The organism is Oceanobacter mangrovi (assembly GCF_019740315.1).
Taxonomy (GTDB): Bacteria; Pseudomonadota; Gammaproteobacteria; order Pseudomonadales; family Oceanobacteraceae; genus Oceanobacter; species Oceanobacter mangrovi.
This window is the reverse complement of sequence record NZ_JAHXZR010000009.1, coordinates 53991-73522: the sequence shown is the minus strand read 5'-3', so window position 1 is coordinate 73522 and position 19532 is coordinate 53991. Positions and strand designations below refer to the sequence as shown.

The 19532-nt window shown below is 55.4% G+C and carries 19 protein-coding genes; 5 read left to right on the top strand and 14 right to left on the bottom strand.

The features are described 5' to 3' along the window. Positions 1 to 11: 11 nt before the first annotated feature. From K6123_RS17235 to K6123_RS17210, 6 genes are read right to left on the bottom strand one after another with little or no spacing between them, the layout of a single operon-like run. The gene (locus K6123_RS17235) at positions 12 to 392 is read right to left on the bottom strand and encodes a hypothetical protein (RefSeq protein ID WP_221800015.1); all 381 of its coding nucleotides are present in this window, start codon (positions 390 to 392) and stop codon (positions 12 to 14) included. Then, complete coding sequence (gene mshL, locus K6123_RS17230) at positions 370 to 2022, bottom strand: pilus (MSHA type) biogenesis protein MshL (protein ID WP_221800013.1); 1653 nt, start codon at positions 2020 to 2022, stop codon at positions 370 to 372. Before mshL ends, K6123_RS17235 begins: the two co-directional genes overlap by 23 nt. Next, entirely contained in the window at positions 2019 to 2417 is a 399-nt protein-coding gene (locus tag K6123_RS17225) for a general secretion pathway protein GspB (RefSeq protein WP_221800011.1), read from the bottom strand. Before K6123_RS17225 ends, mshL begins: the two co-directional genes overlap by 4 nt. Continuing rightward, positions 2410 to 3096 (bottom strand): hypothetical protein, encoded by a 687-nt coding sequence (locus K6123_RS17220; RefSeq protein WP_221800009.1) that lies wholly within the window; start codon positions 3094 to 3096, stop codon positions 2410 to 2412. Before K6123_RS17220 ends, K6123_RS17225 begins: the two co-directional genes overlap by 8 nt. Continuing rightward, complete coding sequence (locus tag K6123_RS17215; protein WP_221800007.1) at positions 3093 to 3773, bottom strand: hypothetical protein; 681 nt, start codon at positions 3771 to 3773, stop codon at positions 3093 to 3095. Before K6123_RS17215 ends, K6123_RS17220 begins: the two co-directional genes overlap by 4 nt. Continuing rightward, on the bottom strand, positions 3770 to 4768 hold the full coding sequence (locus tag K6123_RS17210) for a type IV pilus biogenesis protein PilM (protein ID WP_221800005.1): 999 nt from the start codon (positions 4766 to 4768) through the stop codon (positions 3770 to 3772). The genes K6123_RS17215 and K6123_RS17210 overlap by 4 nt, the downstream gene beginning before the upstream one ends. Before the next feature lie 189 nt (positions 4769 to 4957). Here K6123_RS17210 and trmL point away from each other — a divergent pair, with 189 nt between their 5' ends. Continuing rightward, positions 4958 to 5443, top strand: coding sequence for a tRNA (uridine(34)/cytosine(34)/5-carboxymethylaminomethyluridine(34)-2'-O)-methyltransferase TrmL (gene trmL / locus K6123_RS17205; RefSeq protein ID WP_221800003.1), 486 nt, complete (start codon positions 4958 to 4960; stop codon positions 5441 to 5443). 46 nt (positions 5444 to 5489) lie between these two features. Here the strand turns inward: trmL and K6123_RS17200 are convergent, their stop codons facing one another. From K6123_RS17200 to K6123_RS17190, 3 genes are all read right to left on the bottom strand, one after another. Continuing rightward, positions 5490 to 6026 carry a DUF1439 domain-containing protein gene (locus K6123_RS17200; RefSeq protein ID WP_221800001.1) on the bottom strand — a complete coding sequence of 179 codons (537 nt, stop codon included), beginning with the start codon at positions 6024 to 6026 and terminating at the stop codon, positions 5490 to 5492. 113 nt (positions 6027 to 6139) lie between these two features. Further along, the gene (gene secB, locus K6123_RS17195; protein ID WP_221799999.1) at positions 6140 to 6613 is read right to left on the bottom strand and encodes a protein-export chaperone SecB; all 474 of its coding nucleotides are present in this window, start codon (positions 6611 to 6613) and stop codon (positions 6140 to 6142) included. A 15-nt stretch (positions 6614 to 6628) separates the two neighbouring features. Beyond that, entirely contained in the window at positions 6629 to 7042 is a 414-nt protein-coding gene (locus K6123_RS17190) for a rhodanese-like domain-containing protein (RefSeq protein ID WP_221799997.1), read from the bottom strand. Positions 7043 to 7320: 278 nt separating this feature from the next. On the opposite strand from K6123_RS17190, the gene gpmI reads away from it, so the two are divergent. The 4 genes from gpmI to K6123_RS17170 all read left to right on the top strand — a co-directional run bounded on the left by gpmI (position 7321) and on the right by K6123_RS17170 (position 12723). After that, complete coding sequence (gene gpmI, locus K6123_RS17185) at positions 7321 to 8856, top strand: 2,3-bisphosphoglycerate-independent phosphoglycerate mutase (RefSeq protein ID WP_221799995.1); 1536 nt, start codon at positions 7321 to 7323, stop codon at positions 8854 to 8856. 40 nt (positions 8857 to 8896) lie between these two features. Continuing rightward, positions 8897 to 10039 carry a murein hydrolase activator EnvC family protein gene (locus tag K6123_RS17180; RefSeq protein WP_221799993.1) on the top strand — a complete coding sequence of 381 codons (1143 nt, stop codon included), beginning with the start codon at positions 8897 to 8899 and terminating at the stop codon, positions 10037 to 10039. 111 nt (positions 10040 to 10150) lie between these two features. Beyond that, positions 10151 to 11476 (top strand): S41 family peptidase, encoded by a 1326-nt coding sequence (locus tag K6123_RS17175; protein WP_221799991.1) that lies wholly within the window; start codon positions 10151 to 10153, stop codon positions 11474 to 11476. 26 nt (positions 11477 to 11502) lie between these two features. Continuing rightward, positions 11503 to 12723, top strand: coding sequence for a divergent polysaccharide deacetylase family protein (locus K6123_RS17170; protein ID WP_221799989.1), 1221 nt, complete (start codon positions 11503 to 11505; stop codon positions 12721 to 12723). A 139-nt stretch (positions 12724 to 12862) separates the two neighbouring features. On the opposite strand, the gene K6123_RS17165 is transcribed toward K6123_RS17170, so the two are convergent. The 5 genes from K6123_RS17165 to K6123_RS17145 all read right to left on the bottom strand — a co-directional run bounded on the left by K6123_RS17165 (position 12863) and on the right by K6123_RS17145 (position 19440). After that, positions 12863 to 14074, bottom strand: a complete 1212-nt coding sequence (locus K6123_RS17165; RefSeq protein WP_221799987.1) for a mitochondrial porin family protein — start codon at positions 14072 to 14074, stop codon at positions 12863 to 12865. A gap of 2 nt (positions 14075 to 14076) precedes the next feature. Beyond that, positions 14077 to 15162, bottom strand: coding sequence for an imelysin family protein (locus K6123_RS17160; RefSeq protein ID WP_221799985.1), 1086 nt, complete (start codon positions 15160 to 15162; stop codon positions 14077 to 14079). After that, positions 15159 to 16331: a DUF1513 domain-containing protein gene (locus K6123_RS17155; protein ID WP_221799983.1), complete on the bottom strand. Its 1173-nt coding sequence runs from the start codon at positions 16329 to 16331 to the stop codon at positions 15159 to 15161. The genes K6123_RS17160 and K6123_RS17155 overlap by 4 nt, the downstream gene beginning before the upstream one ends. 62 nt (positions 16332 to 16393) lie before the next feature. Then, the gene (locus tag K6123_RS17150; RefSeq protein WP_221799981.1) at positions 16394 to 17833 is read right to left on the bottom strand and encodes a di-heme oxidoreductase family protein; all 1440 of its coding nucleotides are present in this window, start codon (positions 17831 to 17833) and stop codon (positions 16394 to 16396) included. Between the two features lie 110 nt (positions 17834 to 17943). After that, the gene (locus K6123_RS17145) at positions 17944 to 19440 is read right to left on the bottom strand and encodes an imelysin family protein (protein ID WP_221799980.1); all 1497 of its coding nucleotides are present in this window, start codon (positions 19438 to 19440) and stop codon (positions 17944 to 17946) included. Between the last annotated feature and the right edge of the window lie 92 nt (positions 19441 to 19532).

Below are 19532 nucleotides of genomic sequence, written 5' to 3'. Positions count from 1 at the left end.
GTCTTGCTCCGTCACTCATCGCTATGAAGATATGCCACCACCGATGTATGAGGCGTCGGCTCAACCAGCAAGGTTGCAAGATCCGTCTCGACCATATCATTCGATGTGAGCAGTGTTGCTGGCTGATTCCCGAACGGCTGCAGTTGTGGTTGCGGTTCGGTCATGCTGAGCTGATCAGAGAGGCGATTGCTGCCGGTATCGATCAACCAGGCAGTCAGGCCGATAATGACGAACATGATGCAAAGTGCACCACCGATAATCACCAGCCCATCAAGCACGCTCAATGAGCGCTCGGGGATTTCGTTAAGCTTGTGCCGCTGATGAGGGTTAATGCACCAGTCGGCATTGTCGCTTCCAACCACGCTGTTGTTATTCTCTGGATTGTGGTTCATGGTCTTGCTCCTCCGTTTTCAGAAAAGACGGGGCCAATCGCGAAAAACGCCGATTGATAGCCTCAACTTCCTGTAGCGGCGTAGCACCGTCCACGATTCGCGGCTGGATCAGGATGACCAGCTCGCTTTGCACTTTTTCCTGCCGCTGTTGGCGGAACAGCCAGCCCAATACCGGAATGTCGCCCAACAGTGGTACTTTGGCCTCGGTATTCTCCAGCCGGTTCTGCATCAGACCGCCAATCACCACCACCTGGCCCGATTTGGCGCGAATGATGGAGTCCGTTTCTCTTACCGTGCTGTAGGCCAGCGGCAGGTTGAATTCATCACTGCCCAATTCAATCGTCTTGGTCCGCTCCTCCACTTCGGTGACCGTTGGATGAACGTGTAAAATCACTTCTTCATCACTGCTCACCTGCGGCGTCACATCAAGCGCGATGCCAGAGAAGAAGGGTGTCAATTCAATGTCCGGCGACTGCGTACTACCGGTCGTTGTGGTGGTTGTGGTGGTGCTGACATTGGTCACAAAAAACTCGTCAGAACCGACCTTGATCACCGCTTTCTGGTTATTCACCGTGGCAATGCGTGGGCTGGAAAGCACCTTCACATCACCCTGGCTTTGCAGCAGCTCCACCGCACCCGCAAAATCCGCCGCACTCAAATTCAGCGAAAAAATCCCGCCAATCCGATCGCTGTTATCCAGTGCCACCGAAGTCTGTCCGAAGGTCGCCTCACGACTGCCACTCGACACCAGTGCATCCCAGTTGATCCCCTGCTGATAGCCATCGCTGAGGGTGACTTCCAGAATCTTGGTCTCTATCAATACCTGCTGCTGAATACTGATCTGGGCTCGCTGCAAATAGCTGTTAACCGACTGTTGTACGACGGGTGACGCCTTGACGATGGCGATACCCGCATGCGCGTCGACAACCACCTTGGCGTTGGCTTCATCCTGCACCAACAGTTGCAGGGTGATCCCCAACTGCTGCCAGAAGTCCGCCAGTGAGTCCGTCTCAACTTCCGTACTGTTGATGGTTCTTGAATTAACATTAGTCGAATTTGAGCCACTCGTTGAAGAATTGCTGCTTGACGATTGTCCGGCAGCTTGCGACACCTGGCCGCTACTGACCTGCATGCCGGAACGGCCAGAACGGGTGACGTTGAGATAGTTGATCGGATAAATGCGGGTTTGCTGTTTGCTCGGCAAAATCTGTACGCCGTAGCTGTTGATCCGAAAATCAAAGCCATAAATGTCCCGTACCGCTTCGAGTACATCGGCCAAGGTGACATGACGCAGCGACAGCGAAATCGTGCCTTCTACTTCTGGATGCAGGATCAGGTTAACGCCGGTCCCTGTGACCAGACTGTTGAAAAAGGCGGCCACTGGTGTGTTGTCGGCCACCACATCAAAATATTCTGTTTCCGATACTGTTGGCGCCGCAACGGCCTTGTCCGCTGCCGGGGGTTGAGGCCGTGACATTGCAGTAGCTGGAGGCTCAGGCAACATGGGTTGCTGAACCAACGCCATTTCCTTGTGGGTAGGCTGCTGGCTGCATCCTGCCAACGCCATGATCAACAGCGCCAGCAAACACTGCTGCCATACCGGCTGTTTGTTCTGCCCTCGGGCCATCATGGTTGTTTATCCTCGTTGCTTTGCTCATCGGTTTGAATGCGATGAACACGGGTCGATATGGAATCTGTCGCCGAGGTCGGCTGACGCACGTCCCGGCTATTCATCTGTAAGGTACGGGTGCCTGAGGCAGACACCAGCACGACGCCAGTAGCGTCAATCTGGCGCACCCGATAGCCCGCAATCCGGTCGCCCGAGCGGACGACTTCACCGTTGATAACCGCCACAGCAACCGGCCCAAGCAGCAACTGCTGCAACTGCATCCGGGGTGCCGGGATCGCTTTCATTTCAGGTTTTGGCGCAGCGATGCCGAGCCAGGCTGGCGGCCGGGTCGGATCATCGGCATACAGGCAGGCCGACCACACGCAGCAGAGCAGACAGACTATGCGTCTAGACACCAACCACCTCCTTGCTGGTGCTGATGGTGTATACCTCCAGCAGCAACTCGCCCCAGGGATAGGCATCCACCTGATAGTCCAGCGATTGCCAGAACAGCCGCTGTTCGCTCTGTTGCAACCGCTGCAGATAATCCAGTGCAGAAGGCCAGGTCGCCTGCAACCGGATGGTCAACTGATGACGCCAGAACAGTACTTTCTCCGGGTCCTTCTCAAGCGGCTTGGCAGTTCCTGTCGATTGGCCGATATGAATTGGTTTTGGAGGCTGGTTTTCCAGCGCAATCAGTTTGAGGCCTGAGGACTGCTGCAAAACCTGCTGCAGCAAGGCGACCATTTGCTTCGGTGCGACCAGCTGGGACGATAATTCGATGGTTTGTTGATCCAGCGAAGCCTGCAAACGGGCCAGTTGCAGCAGTTCTACGCGGCTTTGTTCGTTCGGGTCTTGCAAGGTTTGCTGGCGCAGCTGCTGCAGACTCCTCTGCAGCTCTTCCAGCTGTACTTCACCCCGCTGCAATTTCTCCTCCTGGCTGGCGAGCTGCAGCCAAACCGGTTCGGCCAACACCACTCCCAGCAACAGCATCAGACCTGCGAGACTGACACGTAGCAGTAAAAACTCTCGCGGCTGCATCGCATTGATTTGTTCAAACAGCCGTTGTAGCCGGGGATGTTGTAACCCGCTCATCGAGCATTCCCCTGCAGTTTTCGGACGGAGTCAGGCACAGTGGTTGTCGCCGCGCTGGTACCATGGGGGCGGGTGTCGAGCCAGAAACGAAATGCGTGCTGCTGCTGCTGAATATCGATCTGCTCAAACTGACGGCCCTGATAGGCAGGCAGCTGTGCAAGCAAGTCCAGATAACGGGACACGGCAACCGGTTCCTGCACCAGCCCTCCCAGCGCCACGTCACGGCCCTGATCTGTAATGTGGGCTTCGGACAACCACAAAGAAGACAGCGACAACTGTCCCAGCTCAGACATCAAGGCAACAAAACCACTGCCGCTACCAATTTGACGGTCTAACTGACCATCGACTCCCTGCAGGTAACCCACCCGCAGCCTGGCTTCCTCAACCCGTTCTTTTGATTGCTGTAACTGCTCAGCCAGTGCGGCGTCCAGCGGCGGCGCAAGCAAACGTTTATGCTCCACTTCTACCGCGGCCAGTAAACTGTCATTTTGCTGTTGCAGATCCCGCAGCTGCTGACCGATGAAAAAGCGATAACCCTGGCCAACCGCTATGGCCAGCAGAATTACCAGCACCAGCACACCCAGTTCCCGCAACAACCGTTTGACCCGGCGCGGCAGGCTGACCGGATGAAACTCCGGCAGGTAAAAGTTGACTTGCTGACGGGGCTGCCAATTCATGACATCACCTCAAGATCCTGATGGACCAGGGTTTGTCCAGGCGTCAGTGCTGCCCCCAGCGCCAATACAATGGTGCTGTTACTGGCGTTTTCTTCATCACCGAGCCAGTTACTCAGCGAAAAGCGTCGGCAAGGTATATTGACCCGCAGCTCAAGCTGCTCCATCAACGGCGACAAGATGCCAGCCCGGTCCGTGTCGAGCAGCCATAGCTGACCGACCGATCCCATGCCTTGCTGGCTTTCAAAATAATCGAGCGAACGCTGGATCTCGAGTCCCAGATTATCCAGCTGTTCGGCATGACGACCGGCGGACAGGTTAAAACTGGCGCTGGCTGACAACGCGGTGCTGTTGCCGCTGGCAACGCTCAATTCCGGCGCTATGTTGCTGAGGCCGATGGTGAAATCCCGCCGTAAAAACAGGGCACCCTGATCGTAAATCATCATTTTGCCGCTACTGTCATCCAGCTTGAGAACCGCAATGCTGGTTTCGGGGTCCAGATCTCCCAGCAGCGCCAGCACCGACATTTCGGTGATTACGATGCTTTCGATGCGGATTTGCTGCTGCCGACAACTAACGACCATGTCCTGCACCATCGCCCGTTCGCAAAACGCAACAAATGCCATTTTCTGACGTCCGCGATAGGCTTCTACAGGAAGCCTGAACGCCTGTACCAGTAACTGTTCCAGAGGTATGGTTGTGAGCTCACCCAGTCGAAAACGCATGGCATCTGCCAGCTCGTTGTCGTCGACATCCGCAGCAGCCAGCATCTGTAACTGATAGCAGTTACCGGTTAAAACCAGACTGGCTTTGGCCCTGCGCCAGCCCAGCTGTTGTACCCACTCCCCCAGCTTCGACCAGTCGGTTTTCGGCATCTGAAGACGCGCAACGACACGGCCGCCTGCGACAGCAACTGCCGCCAGTTCACCCGTCAGGGTAACAGCGATACCAATACGGCCTTTTTGTGAGTTTGAATGCCTGAACCAGGGCCAACGCATAATTCCGGATGTTCCATAAGAGACTACTGTCAGTGTAGACAGGATTTTTGTACTTGCCGGGCCAAGGCTGATCCATTGGAATAAATATGTGGAATTATGCAGAGATGCCGTACCAGGTCAGGATTCGCGCTGACTGGCGAGTCAGGGTATGCTGCGCGGCGCTGAAAACCACCCATCCGGACCACAACCATGTTCCATATCGTTCTGTTCGAACCTGAAATTCCACCCAATACCGGCAACATCATTCGGCTCTGTGCCAATACCGGCTGTCAGCTGCATTTGATCGAGCCACTGGGATTCAATATGGAAGAGAAGGCACTGCGACGGGCCGGGCTGGATTATCACGAATTTGCCAACGTCAAACGCTACGCCAGCTTTGAGGAGTTTGTGCAGCAAGCCCAGCCACAACGGCTGTTTCCGTTCACCACCAAGGGGTCAACGGTCCATTCAGCCATGGCGCTGGAGGCTGGCGATTATTTTATGTTCGGACCGGAAACCCGCGGTTTGCCCGCAGAAGTGTTGCAGCAATTTCCCCAGCAGCACTGGTTACGTTTACCCATGCTGCCAGACAGCCGCAGTCTGAACCTGTCGAATACCGTGGCGATTGTGGTGTATGAAGCCTGGCGTCAGAACGACTACCAGCAGGCCAAACTGGTCGGCCCCGGTCTGGCCTGAGGCAGGCGGGTTTGAGGCAGGCGGGTCTGAAACAAACCGGGCTGTCTCAGAACAGCCCGAGTTCCAGTACCAGCTTGTTGTCATGAACCGAAACCGATTTCAGCGTTGCCTTGGCCAGCTGCTGTTTGAGATCTTCGTCATCCAGTACATACACCGGCTTGCGTTCCAGATACTTCGACGCCAGCGGTTCGATCACGGATTTCACCTGGGCAGTGTTGCCCGAATCAATGGCCGATGAATCAATGCTGATGATTTTCGGCTTTTTGAAGAAAAAGGCTCCCTGATCCGGGTTATACATCAGATGACCGGCAATCTTGACCTGCACCACGCCACCGAGGTCGCCTGGCGCTTCAATCGTCACCTTACCGGCAAAGCCGAGCTGATCGTCTCCCACCGCCAGATCAAGCACGGGTTCATCCAGCGTTACCTTCATAAAATAGCGGTCACGATGCATCGGCATCATGGCTTCCAGCCGTTGCTGCAACTCTTGTTGGGTCAGTTCGATGGTGTAGGCCGAGGCCAGACTGGCGCTGAGAGAAAGTATGGCCAACGCAGCAGCCTGTACGAATTTTTTCAGGGACATGCGGATTCCGGGGATAACAACGACGGGATTCTATAGACCACAAAAAACGCCCGCTGTTAGCGGGCGTTTACAGATTGCCTGTCAGACTCCGCCAGCGGAGCCGGATTCAGCAATCAATGAGCAGCTTCGGTGCCTTCTGCAGCAGCGGCAGCTTCAGCGGCTTCCTGTGCCATACGCTGCTGGTACAAACCATCGAAGTTGATTGGAGCCAGCATCAGTGCAGGGAAACCGCCCTTCACAACCAGCGCGTCAATCGCTTCACGCACGTATGGGAAGATGATGTTTGGACACATCGCGCCCAGCATTGGCTTCAGCTGTTCTTCAGGAATGTTGTCAGCCAGGAACAGGCCAGACTGCATGACTTCAACCAGGAAGGCAGTTTCTTCTTCAACCTTGGCAGTCACGGTCACTTTAACAGACACTTCGTAGTGCTTGTCATCAGCCTTGCGGGCACCTGAGTTCAGGTCCAGCTTCAGTTCCGGCTTCCACTCTTTGGTGAAGATCAGTGGCGCATTCGGCACTTCAAAAGAAGCGTCTTTGATGTAAACGCGCTGCAGCGCGAATTGTGGTTGTTGATTCTCAGACATAGGTATTTCCTGGTTTTATTTACGAACGACCGGAAGGTTCTGGTTGTTCCATTCCATCATGCCACCGGACAAACGTACCGGGTTAAATTCTTTCTCTTTCAGCATTTTGGCGGCCATGGAGACAGTCTGACCACTCTTGCACACCAGCACGATCGGCTTGTCCTTGTAGACGTTCAGCTCATTCATGCGACGGGCGAAATCAGCAAATGGAATATTCATTGCGTTCGCCAGGTGACCTTCCTTGAAGTCCTTCTTGTCGCGGATATCGACAATAATGGCGCCTTCCTTGTTGATCAGCTGGGTCGCCTCAGCGGGAGAAACAGCGGCACCGTTGCGCTTGCGGTTGTCGAGCACCAGAGCAATCAGAAAGAACGCCCAGATCGCGACCAGCCACCAGTGGTTACCGATAAATTCAAGAACCTGTTGCATAATACTCATCATTAGCCAGATAAAATCAGCGCAGCAGTATACCCGCTGCAACTGCCTCTGTCGTGCCCCGAATCGCCATGCTGAAAGGGCGGACCTTCACGGAATCCGACACTTTACCGATTGTTTATCGATATTTTTATGACAATCGCCAATAGCCCTGCTCTTTTGAACCAATTGACGAGACAAACCGGACGGTCGTCCAGCTGCCTTCGCACTGGGATCAATGCCCTGCTTTCAGTACAATTGCCGTAATAACACTTTAGATTCGAGGCAAGACCATGACTCAGCGCCCAACACCTGTCGCTCTTATCATCCTGGATGGCTGGGGCTACCGCGAGGAAACCGACAACAACGCCATTGCCCACGCCAACACCCCAACCTGGGATCGTTTGCTGGAAGCCTTTCCGAATACCCTGATCCAGACTTCCGGTACCGCCGTTGGTCTGCCAGATGGCCAGATGGGCAACTCTGAAGTCGGCCACATGAACCTTGGCGCGGGTCGCATCGTTTACCAGAACTACACTCGCATCAACAAGGCGATTGAAGACGGCGAACTGGCCAACAACGCAGCACTGGCAGCGGCGATGGAAAAAGCCAAAGCAGCTGGCGGCGCGGTGCACTTCACCGGTTTATTGTCTCCAGGTGGTGTTCACAGCCACGAAGACCAGCTGGTTGCCCTGCTGGAAATGGCCAGTGCCAAAGGGGTTGAGCAGGTCTATGTCACCGGTATTCTGGATGGTCGCGACATGCCACCACGGTCTGCCGAAGATTCCATTGCCAAGATCGAAGCCAAATGCGCGGAACTGGGTAACGCCCGTTTGACCGGCATTGTTGGCCGCTATTTCGCCATGGACCGCGACAACCGTTGGGACCGGGTGCAGCAAGCCTACGACCTGATGACGCAGGGCAAGGCAGAATACACAGCCCCCAACGGCATCGAGGGTCTGAAAGCCGCTTACGAACGTGACGAAAACGACGAATTCGTCAGCGCCACCCTGCTGGGTGAAGCCGCGACAGTGAAGGATGGCGACGCCATCATCTGCTTCAACTTCCGTCCTGACCGCGCCCGTGAAATCACCCGCGCCTTTGTTGATGGTGACGAATTCAGCGGCTTCGAGCGTCAGGTTCGCCCGGCGCTGTCTGACTACGTGATGCTGACCGAATACGCCGCCACCATTCCAGCCAACTGTGCCTTCCCGCCAGAAGCGCTCAGCAATGGCCTGGGTGAATACGTTTCCAGCCTCGGCATGAAACAGCTGCGGATTGCCGAAACTGAAAAATACGCGCACGTCACCTTCTTCTTCTCTGGCGGTCGCGAACAGGAATACGACGGTGAAACCCGTATTCTGGTCAACTCACCGGATGTTGCTACCTACGACCTGCAACCAGAAATGAGTGCGCCGGAAGTGACCGAAAAACTGGTTGATGCCATCAAGAACGGTGGTTATGACCTGATCGTCTGTAACTACGCCAATGGCGATATGGTCGGTCACACCGGCAAGTTCGACGCTGCCGTCAAGGCCGCCGAAGCCATTGATGCCTCACTGGCTGCCGTAACCGAAGCGATTCTGGAAGTGGGTGGCGAATGCCTGATCACCGCCGACCATGGTAACGCCGAACAGATGCTTGATGCCCAGGGTCGGCCGATGACCCAGCACACCACCGGCCCGGTGAACCTGGTGTACGTCAACGAACGTCCACAAGGCACCCTCAACCCCGGCCGTCTGTGTGACATCGCTCCAACCCTGTTGGCCATGATGGGTGTGGAACAACCAGCAGAAATGACTGGTCAATCTCTGGTAGATTTCAGCTGATCCACCTCACTTAACACCGTCCAGGGATATTATCCGGACCATGAAACTAGCGACTCTGGCCAGCCTTGCGCTGGCCTGCCTGCTGTTGACCACAGGCACAGCCCGGGCAGAAGACAGTGATGCCGCCAAACTGCAGTCCCTGAAGGCAGAAATTGCCAAGCTGCAGCAGTGGCTCAATGAAGCCAGTGCCGAGCAGAGCAAACTGTCAGAGTCGCTGCAACAGACCGACAAGGACATCGGCAAGCTGTCGCGCCAGATTGACGAAACCCGCCGCCAGCTTGAAGAGGAGCAACAACGCCTAAAAAAGCTCCGACAGGATCAGGCGCAGCTCGATGAGCTGCGTACTCGCCATACCCAACGTTTACGCGAGCAAATCCGCGCCGCCTATCAGCTGGGCAGTGATGCGCCCATCAAGGCGCTGCTGAATCAGGACGATCCCCAGCAAGCCCAGCGGATGATGAAATACTTTGGTTATTTCAACAGTGCCCGCCAGCAACAGATCCGGTTCACCATCAGTGAACTGCAACGCCTCGACCATATCGCCGAAGCCATCCAGCAACAGGAACAACAGCTGCAGGCGACCCGCAATCAGCTCGACCAGCGCAACCAGCAGCTGCAGCAGCAAAAGACCCGGCAACAAACCCTGCTGGCCAAGCTCAACAGCCAAATGAGCAATGAACAACAACGTTTGCAGCAAAAGCAGGCGGACCGTAAACGTCTCGAATCGCTGTTTGACGAAGTTCGCACCCTGGTCGAAAAAAGCCCCCGCAAACAGGATGCCCGGCTGTTCAAAACCCTCAAACGTCATCTGCCCCGTCCCATTGATGGCCGCGTGATTGCTGCATTTGGCAATCCGGTCACCGACGGCGCCGGTCGTTGGGAAGGCTGGTTGATGAGCGCACCGGAAGGTGCCCCTATCAAGGCGGTACACCACGGTCGGGTGGTCTATTCTGACTGGTTGCGAGGCTTTGGTTTGTTACTCATTATCGATCACGGCGATGGTTACATGACTCTTTACGCCCATAACCAGTCGTTAATGTACGACGTTGGTGACTGGGTCAATCAGGGCGATGTAATCGCTTCCGTTGGCCGCAGTGGCGGGCTTAAGGAACCCCAGCTGTATTTTGAGATCCGTTACAAGGGCAAACCCCAGGACCCTGCGACCTGGTTGGCCAAAAAATAGCCTTCCGGCCGTTACCAGCAACCATGGAAGCTGACTTTCCTTACAGCGATCAGGTTACCAGCGCAGGGGATTTATGCGATGCTTCGGGCATCACCGTTGACGAGACTACCCATGAAATTTTGCCGGCCAGCTATTTCCGCCCTTGCAGTCACCCTGTTCAGTCTGTCTTTTTCCGTCTCCGCTACGGCTGACACAGTCCCCGCTGCTGCAGCGCCTGCCGACCAGTCCCAAACCGAACTGCCACTGGAAGAACTGCGCAACTTCGCCGAAGCGTTCGAGCGCATTCGCAGTTCCTATGTCGAAGAAGTTGATGACGAAACCCTGTTCGGCTATGCCATCAACGGCATGCTGACCGCACTGGACCCCCACTCGGTCTATTTACAGCCGGAAGATTTCTCCGAGCTGCGCGAAACTACTACCGGTAAATTTGGTGGCCTCGGCCTGGAAGTGGGCCAGCAAGATGGTTTGGTGCTGGTGATTACCCCGATTGATGACACCCCGGCGCAAAAAGCCGGTATCAAAGCTGGCGACCTGATCGTCACCCTCGATGGCGAAGCAGTCGTTGGCATGTCACTGGGCGAAGCGATTGAAAAAATGCGCGGCGAACCCGGCAGCCCAATCACTCTGGAAATCCGTCGCGATAACGAACCAACCCTGCTGTCGTTCACCGTTGAGCGTGATGAAATCAAGGTGCGCAGTGTGCGCTCGAAACTGTTGTCAGACGACATCGGCTATATCCGCATTACCCAGTTCCAGGAAGAAACCGGTGCGGAACTCAACAAAACCCTGAAAAAATGGCAGGACGATAAAGCCGTCAAGGGTGTGATTCTGGATCTGCGTAACAACCCGGGTGGCGTACTGGATGCCGCTGTTGATGTTTCCAACGCCTTCCTCGACAACGGCCTGATCGTCTACACCGAAGGCCGCGCCGCCAGCTCGAAACTGAAATTCTCGGCCAACAGCGACACCACCGCCAGGGATCTGCCACTGATCGTGCTGATTAACGGTGGTTCGGCATCCGCTTCGGAAATTGTTGCCGGTGCGCTGCAGGATCACAAACGCGCAGTACTGGTTGGCACCCAGTCATTCGGCAAAGGCTCCGTCCAGACCGTGTTGCCACTGGCCAACGACAAGGCTATCAAGCTGACCACTGCCCGTTATTTCACGCCAAGCGGTCGTTCGATTCAGGCCAAGGGAATCGAGCCGGATATCTGGGTTGAACAAAGCGACGTAACTCCGATTGCCCGCAACCGTACCATCAAGGAAGCCGATCTGCGTGGTCACCTGGATAATCCAAATCAGGACAAGTCTGCTGACCAGAATAAGGAAATCAGCAAGGACGACAGCCAGAACGATACTGAATTACTGGCCAAGGACTTCCAGCTCTACGAAGCCCATACCCTGCTGAAAGGAATGGCTATTCTCGGCAAGCATTGATCCAGGAAAACTGCAAACCACCTGTTATGAAACACCCGATCGTATGGCTGACCAGTCTGTTGACTGGCAGCCTGCTGGCCACCGGCCTGCAAGCCGGTGAGCTGGTTATCATCATTGACGATGTTGGCAACAATGGTCCGCTGGGCGAACTGGCAGTCAGTTTACCCGCCCCGGTCAATCTCGCCTTTCTGCCAGAAACCCCATACGCCGCCCGACTCGCCCGCAAGGCCAAAACCAAAGGCCATACGGTGATGCTGCATGCGCCGATGGCGACTGAATCCGGCTTTCCGCTGGGGCCAGATGGGCTGTACGCCGATATGGACGAAGCCAGTTTCAAACACACCCTCCAGCAAAGCCTCGACAGCATTCCTGGCGTGCAGGGTTTTAACAACCATATGGGCAGCTTGTTAACGCAGGATTGCACCCGTATGGGCTGGGCCATGGAAGTGGCTCGACAGCGTCATTTATTCTTTATCGACAGTCGCACCACGGCCAACACCTGTGCAGCCAGGTCGGCAACGGCGGCTGGCGTCGCCAACCTGTCACGGGATGTGTTTCTCGACAATGATCGCTCGGCAGCGGCACTGGAGATCCAGTTCCAGAAGGCCGTCACGATCGCGGCAACCCATGGCCGCGCCATTCTGATTGGTCATCCCTACCCGGAAACCATGGCCTACCTGCATCAAAAACTCGGTGGCGATAGTGAAACTGCCAGCCTGGCGGCGGCCGCAGCGGCAGATAGCAGTTTGCCGCTCAGTGGCAATCATGAATACGCTGGCGGAGAACCGGTACCGACAGCAGCTTCTGACCTTGCAACTTCAGAGAGCAGTACAGATATAACAGCCAACAGCCAGTGGCAACTGACGGCGCTGGATCAGTTGTTGAGCACTCCGGTATTACCCGTGGGCCAGCAACTTGCTGACGCTACAAACCAGGCAGAAACAGCCGAGAAACCAGAGCTGACACCGGAAGCAATATCAGCCGCAGCAACAGTAACCAGCGAACCGACCAGTGTGTTAGATATTGCGCGTAATAGCCTGGTGTTGGCGAACGCCGTTATCCACCAGGATGCGTTGTGGAAACAGGCAGAAGCCAGTGCAGTAACAGATGGCCGAGTCGCGAGTAACACCCAGCTCGTTACTAACATTGGTATAGAACCGCAATCCGTCCACTGGCCGAATCGGGTATTGAACGTGCGACTGCCGAATGGCAGCCGCAGTCTGGTGAATATTCGTTTACTGCCCTGAACCCAGTCCCGGCATGCGGACCCTACGCATTTGCGTTTGACGGGCATTGTTCAATGTCATCCTGTCCTGCCATCGTGAAACCCGCCGCCAGGCTGCGGATCAAAACGTGCTGCGATGGCAGCACGCCGGATTCAAACGATCAGAACTGATAACCCATACCCAGATAGAAACCATCGCTGTTGCCAGCATCTTCGTTTTGCAACTGGTAATCAGCTTTCAGCACAACGTCTGGATGCGGATAGTAGTTCACACCAAGGTTGGTCTGGGCCTGATCCACGCCATCTTCAACAGACCACACAGTCTGGCGACCAAACACCCCAACCTGCTCCAACACTTTCCAGGACAGCTCGACCTGAGCGCCGTCCTGGACATCCTTGCCGGCAGCCTTGGCGTCATCACCCGCCAGATCCCAGCGGGCAATCATGGCTTTGGCAGTCACGTCACCCAGTTGATAAATGGCATGGCCACCCAACAGGGTGGCTGATTCAGCATAGGAATCCTCAGCACTCTGGTCAAGGTCCGGCTGATACTGGGCATAGGCTGCCAGTTCCAGACCGCTGACGCCGGTATAACGAACCCGTACTGTGGTCGCCAGATCAAAGGCGTCGGCGTTGGAAGTTTTCTGTTTGCCCGCTTTCAGATCAAAGGCATCAGCGTCTGAATCCGTGGTTGGATCCTCGGTTTTCAGGCCTTCGGAAATAAAGACGTCATAGCTCAGACCATTGCTGAACTGCTGGCTCAGCATCACACCAGCAACGTACCAGGTGGTTGGAATAATGGTGGTCTCCAGCACCGGACGCTCAACACCGTAATAGGTGGTTGGCTCGTGGGTTTCGTTCACAATCCCCACTGGCGTCAGCTGGATACCGGTTTTGATCTGGGTGTTATCTGCCACCTTGAATTCAAGGTAGGCCTGCTCCAGCTCCACCGCACCTTCGCCGTCGGAACCCGGTACCACGGTGTGCTCGACTTCGAATTCGGAGTGGAAGCTGATGGTGTCTGAGAAGCGATAGCCAAGGAACATCACCCAGCGGCGGAAATCGATTTGCTTGTCGTCTTCACCATCGGCGTTGAGGTTGTGATAGTTCAGCTCACCGTAACCACCAATGCTGACCCGGCTGGCTTCCGCAGGCTGCTGTTGCTCAATCGCATCAGCCAACATACCAACACGCTCATTGAGGGTGTTTTCCAGTTGCTCAATCCGTTGTTCCAGCTGGCGAATAGTGGCAGCCTGATCATCCGCTGTCTGGCTGCCAGCAGCAAAAGCGGGCGCCGTGAAAGCGGTTACTGCCAGCACTGCCAGTGGTGCCAAGGTATTTTTCATCATCTTGTCCTGATTAAAGTTCGCCATAATCAATCGCCGTCACTGAAGTTAATGCCGAGGCTGACATCCAGCCCATCGGGAATTTCTCGTTTGAAGTTGCCGTCCAGCGACGCTGCCAGGCTGTTAAAAGTGGTGCTGTCCTGCGCACTGATGGCTTCACGGGCAGCCGTCAGATTGCTGCGCACGGTTTCGACATCAGTGCTGTTACCACCGATTTCCATCAGCTGAAACAGGCTGACGGTCGTTGCATCCGTGCCTTCCAGTAATTCGCTGGTGATATCAATGCTGGCGCTCATGGCCTGCCAGGAAGAATCGGCCAATTGGGCAATATTGCTGACGGTATCGCGTTGGGTCAGGTAGTCGTAGAACTCCTGCACCGACGTGATCAGTTCAGTCAGTGGCTCAGAACCATCATCGGTTTCACCCGCCAGCAGCATGGTCCGGTAGGAACTGCCGGAATCCAGATGATCCACCGTCCAGCCATTTACCACGTAATCGGCCTTGTTTTGCAGACTGCCAGCCAGGCCTTGCAGGGCATCACAGCGACGGCTGTCGGCTTCGAAGTCGGCAACAATATCACTGGCTAACTGGCTACGATCAGCGTCTTCAAACACCAGCACTTCCAGCGCCAGCACACCGACGTACTGGAAGGTTTTGCCGTCAAAGAAATCTGCATTGAGGGTGCTGTCGGCGGCAATCCAGCTGGCCAGCTGAGTGCGCACCGTGCTGGTGTAGTTGGTGCCACGAACTCGGAAGGAGTCGATGTACTGGTAAGCCGGGAACACGACGTCGTCGTTAAGTGGGCCAAAGTTAAACGGCAACAACTGGTACCAGCGGTTTTCCATGCTGATCCACTGCTGCTGCAAAGTGGCAAGAGTCTCGCTATCCGGTGCGGCACAAAAATCTTCAGCTGACTCCGAAAAGGCAGTAACTTCCGCAGCAAAGCCGGTCGCCGCCGGTATAATGGTGTTATCAACCATTTGCTCCAGCGCCTTGTCGATCGAACCTTCGCTCAGGGTTGGCTCATCATTGGCGCGGCTGCCACCACAACCAGTCAGCATCAGACCAGCGAGGCCGACCACTGTCGCCAGGGTACAGGGTTTCAATAAGCTCATACGGTCTGCTTCGGTAAGGTGAGAGTGAAGGTATGGTTATCCCAGTGCTTGCCATCGTACTGACGCCGCAGTTTGCGATCTTCGCGCAGACTGGTTGCTTTCAGCTCACGTACTTCGCCAGCGGAATTAGTGAGAACAAAGTGCTGTTCGTCACGGGTGACCGTCAGACCGCAGACGTCATAAAACGCGTGATAGCCCAGCAGCTCATGAGTATCAAGATGCCAGAAAGCGGCCAGATTACCGCGCGGGCTGGTAAAACCGGCAATACGTTCTCGGTTATTGATCGCCACACTGCCCATGTAATCGCGGAATTCATTCATCAAGCTGTCAGGGCCATTCAGCAACACCATTTCGGAACCCTGACGGTGAATGGCGCCCAGCGACACCAGCGAGTTGCTGGTCATGGCTGCACGTTGCACTTGGGTGGCCACTGCGACAGTGCCGTCATCGGCCACCGACAGGTGACGAATACTGGCCTTGCTTTCCGGCAGGCGGTGCTGGCTGATCAGCTCCCCGGAATAAAGAGACAGGTACACCAGTGACGGATCCATGGTGTCAAGGTTGAGAATTTCACGGCCACTGTCCGGGTGGGTACGCAAGCCACCATTGGCAACCACCAGGGTCTTGTTATCCGGCATCAGCCGGACGTCATGGGGGCCGATGCCATGAGTCAGAAATTCCGCTTCAATCGCCCAGTTACTGGTGTTACGAGCAATCAGCTTGCCGGTACCGCTACGGTAGTCCGATTCGGTTGTCAGCAGCCAGTTGCCATCCGGTGTATAGACGCCATGACCGTGCATATGGTGGCCATCGGCACACTCGAACACCTGTTCTACCGCGCCGCTATAAAGATTGACCACCAGCCCATGAGTCCCTGGACGACGGGAAAACATCACGGCCTGAGAAGGCTTGACCGGGTTCTGGGCCAGACCATGACCACGGAACTGGCTGGCAGCCGATTGCACCAGGGGCTGCTGTTCACCATCAAGAATCCAGCTGGCAAAATAGCCGGTCTCTTCATTGCCCTGGGCACTGATCCAGACTTCAGCGCCATCTAACGACTGATCAGTCACAGACTGACCGGCCATTACCCAGTTCGGTAACGCCAACAGGCCGGAGCCGATCAGCGCGGTGGATCCTGCTCCCGCCAGCAATTGCCGGCGGTTCATCTTCGGTTGCCCGGAATGCTCGAGGCATCCCTGTTGTTTTAGTTGTTTCATCATTGACCAACTCACAGTGATTCAACAAATTTGATCAACGCCTGCCGTTCACTGGCAGACAGATGAATAAAGCGCCCCTGTGCAGCTGCCGCTTCTCCGCCATGCCAGAGAATGGCTTCCTCGACAGAGCGGGCGCGACCATCATGCAGATAATGTCCGGCACCATTTACCTGGCCAAACAGACCTGCTCCCCACAGCGGTGCTGTACGCCATTCGCTGCCACTGGCATCGAAGTCTGGCCGACCATCCGCCAGGCCTGGCCCCATGTCATGCAGCAGCAGGTCGGTGTAAGGCCAGATATGCTGTCCAGCCAGATGCGGATAATCCGGGCTATCGCTCGTTATATAGTCGGGCTGATGACAAAGTTGACAGCCAGTCTGGTAAAACAAGGTACGGCCCGCGCTAACGTCAGCATCGTCAAGATTACGACGTTCAGGAACGGCCATATTACGACTGAAATCAATTACCAATTGCAATAAATCGTCAGGCAGTTCGAATCCGGCGTCATTGTTGCCATTGGTTTGCGCCAGACAAACTGGCTGCAACGGGCTGCAAGGCTGGTCAGGAAACAGTGGATTACTGATGCCAATATCATTGGCGAAGGCTGAGCCAACAATCATGTCCATGGTCGGGCGATTGGCCTTGAGACCAAACCTTCCCGGCTCGAGCTGTTGGCTACGGGCGTTCCAGGCCATGTTCTGACGGCCGGATATACCATCCTTGTTAACGTCATCAGGGTCAGCCAACGCCGCCAGATCAGCCTGGGGAATCAGTTCCAGCAGCCCCATGCCGTGAATCGCCGGGGCATTACGCAAACTGAAGCGGGTGTCGGCGGCAAAGTCGCCGTAGGCGGCATAACGCAAGTCGAGCTGGGGTTTACGCAACGCCATTTCAGACCCATCCGGGTACTGAAATGACTGCTGCAGCCATTTCACATAAGCATAGGCTTCCGGTGGCACTGCCCCTTCCGCAGCAATTTCCAGCGGCGTTTGCTTGCGCAGCTGGTGCATCAGGGCAATCGACTGGGTTTGTAGCTGATCGCCATAAACCGGATCAGGTATCACCCCCTTGCTGACAGGCACAGCTTCGCTGTCAACCACTCTGCTCATCCTCACCAGCGGGCCAAACAAGGGCGTTTGATCGTTATCAGGCATCACACTTTTGCCACCCCGAATGTGACAGGCAAGACAGGCACGGGCGTTATAGATTGGCCCCAGACCATCGCGAGCATCGGTCGCTGTTGGCGCCTTGACCCAGGGCTGGTGAGCCAGTGCCCGGCCGGCAAAGAAGTGGGGTTTGTCCTGTTCAGGATAATTGGCCACCAGCTTGTCAAAACTGGCGAACGGCGTCAGCCCGACCGTGGTTGCACCACCCGGCAGCGCTTCCGACGCATCGACGGCCGGAACCTGAAAGCCATCCGGCTCATCAGGCCAGGAACAGGCTGCCAGCAAACCACAACAAACCAGCAGAGATAAACACCAAAACCGGGACAGGCCCGGTCTGGTTTTTACACTGCTTGCTCGGAGCCAGCGGGCCCATGGCCCGCCATCTTGCAATCGGCTTACTCTTCGCATTCTGCGTCTGGAGTGGAGGTATCACAGGCAGTTGCATCATCGATGGTGACGTCACCATCCAGACCCAAGTCTTCAGCCAGGTTTTCAATCTGGGTCGCCTGGGCGTTCAGCGCCTTGATCGCCAGATAGGCTGGTTCAGTGGTGGTGGCATCCATGATCTGAACGTCAAACGGTGTACCGGCACGAGCCAGTTCATCGATAGCTTCGTATTGCTCAGCAGTTGCTGACAATGCAGTTTCGATGGCAGATTTCAGATCCGTCATGCCGGCGTCTGAGAGGTAATCATCAAAGCCATAGCCACTCACAGCATTGTCAGCGGCATCGTCGACACCATCCAGATCGCTGTCATAACCGGCGTAAACACCATAATAGCTGTTAGACACACCTTCGGCGTTCAGCCAAATATCACGATGGGTGTTATCGGAGAAACAGGAGTGTTCATCTTCCTGGGAGTTGGAGGAGAAAGCGATCTGCATACGCTCACCAGCCAGCTCACCGCGAGACAAGGTACCCATACCGGTGAGGATTTCAGTCAGCTTTTCCCTGGCTTCGGATTCGGTAGAAATGGTGGTGAAGGCAGTACGATAAGACGCGCCGTCAGCCCAACCATCACGCACGCTGGTCAGATCGTCAATCAGCTTGGCAACCGCGACTTCCAGATACTTGTGACGACGCATGCTGAGATCGCTGGAATCGTAATCCGCTTCGGTAGCGTAACCGGTAGCCAGATCAGACAACGGACGGTCACCACCAGCTGCATAGTTATAGGCTTCGTTGGATTTTACGGCGTATTCACGATCGGTACCGTCGGTGGTACTGCCATCGTCATTCAAATCCTGCCCCCACAGCAGGAATTCAATGGCGTGGTAACCGGCAATGACATCATGCTCATCATCAGCAGTGGCGGTGTTGGCCAGCAGGTCGGCAGTGATTTCGATATCGGTACGGCCAATAATGTTTTCACTGGCATCATAGTCATCAGCAGTAATCACATACGCGCCATCAACTTCTGTCCCAACCTCAACACTGTTGTCAGTTACGCCGATCTGGGCAGTAGCAAAGTCGGTAGTGTTGGTTTGTACATAGTCAATCAGGGCTTCACCCAGTGGCCAGGCGTTGATATCACCCTCAGGGCCGTCTTCGTCGGTGTAGTTGGTGGAGTCAATCGGGCTCAGGCGGAAACGGTACACTTCAGTCTGGCCATAAGGTTCACGTGCCACCAGCCAGGCTTGTTTGGCAGCAACAAAGTTTGCTTCGGTTGGATCTGCACGGAAAGTTGCCAGCGCAGTTTGCAGTGCTTCAGCAGTCGTCACCGCATCAGAGTATGCCGCGTATGCAATATCCGCATTGGTAGTCAGCAGCTTTTGGACATTATCGACATCAATAGATGAGCTATCTTTGCTATCGGATGAGCCGCCACCGCCACCACATGCAGTCAGGATGGACACTACAGCCACGGATGCTGCCATACGAGACAATTTCATAAATCACTCCTGTTGAGATTCGGTCATGCGGCGGCACAGGCCAAAAAGTTCCGCAATTGATCTGTAACAATTTGAAAAGACCGTTCAAACAT

Excerpts from the sequence above, each read along its gene's own strand:
- K6123_RS17235 (WP_221800015.1), bottom strand. The coding sequence starts at position 392 with ATGAACCACAATCCAGAGAATAACAACAGCGTGGTTGGAAGCGACAAT.
- mshL (WP_221800013.1), bottom strand. The coding sequence starts at position 2,022 with ATGATGGCCCGAGGGCAGAACAAACAGCCGGTATGGCAGCAGTGTTTG.
- K6123_RS17220 (WP_221800009.1), bottom strand. The coding sequence starts at position 3,096 with ATGAGCGGGTTACAACATCCCCGGCTACAACGGCTGTTTGAACAAATC.
- K6123_RS17215 (WP_221800007.1), bottom strand. The coding sequence starts at position 3,773 with ATGAATTGGCAGCCCCGTCAGCAAGTCAACTTTTACCTGCCGGAGTTT.
- K6123_RS17210 (WP_221800005.1), bottom strand. The coding sequence starts at position 4,768 with ATGCGTTGGCCCTGGTTCAGGCATTCAAACTCACAAAAAGGCCGTATT.
- trmL (WP_221800003.1), top strand. The coding sequence starts at position 4,958 with ATGTTCCATATCGTTCTGTTCGAACCTGAAATTCCACCCAATACCGGC.
- K6123_RS17200 (WP_221800001.1), bottom strand. The coding sequence starts at position 6,026 with ATGTCCCTGAAAAAATTCGTACAGGCTGCTGCGTTGGCCATACTTTCT.
- secB (WP_221799999.1), bottom strand. The coding sequence starts at position 6,613 with ATGTCTGAGAATCAACAACCACAATTCGCGCTGCAGCGCGTTTACATC.
- K6123_RS17190 (WP_221799997.1), bottom strand. The coding sequence starts at position 7,042 with ATGCAACAGGTTCTTGAATTTATCGGTAACCACTGGTGGCTGGTCGCG.
- gpmI (WP_221799995.1), top strand. The coding sequence starts at position 7,321 with ATGACTCAGCGCCCAACACCTGTCGCTCTTATCATCCTGGATGGCTGG.
- K6123_RS17180 (WP_221799993.1), top strand. The coding sequence starts at position 8,897 with ATGAAACTAGCGACTCTGGCCAGCCTTGCGCTGGCCTGCCTGCTGTTG.
- K6123_RS17175 (WP_221799991.1), top strand. The coding sequence starts at position 10,151 with ATGAAATTTTGCCGGCCAGCTATTTCCGCCCTTGCAGTCACCCTGTTC.
- K6123_RS17170 (WP_221799989.1), top strand. The coding sequence starts at position 11,503 with ATGAAACACCCGATCGTATGGCTGACCAGTCTGTTGACTGGCAGCCTG.
- K6123_RS17165 (WP_221799987.1), bottom strand. The coding sequence starts at position 14,074 with ATGGCGAACTTTAATCAGGACAAGATGATGAAAAATACCTTGGCACCA.
- K6123_RS17160 (WP_221799985.1), bottom strand. The coding sequence starts at position 15,162 with ATGAGCTTATTGAAACCCTGTACCCTGGCGACAGTGGTCGGCCTCGCT.
- K6123_RS17155 (WP_221799983.1), bottom strand. The coding sequence starts at position 16,331 with ATGAACCGCCGGCAATTGCTGGCGGGAGCAGGATCCACCGCGCTGATC.
- K6123_RS17145 (WP_221799980.1), bottom strand. The coding sequence starts at position 19,440 with ATGAAATTGTCTCGTATGGCAGCATCCGTGGCTGTAGTGTCCATCCTG.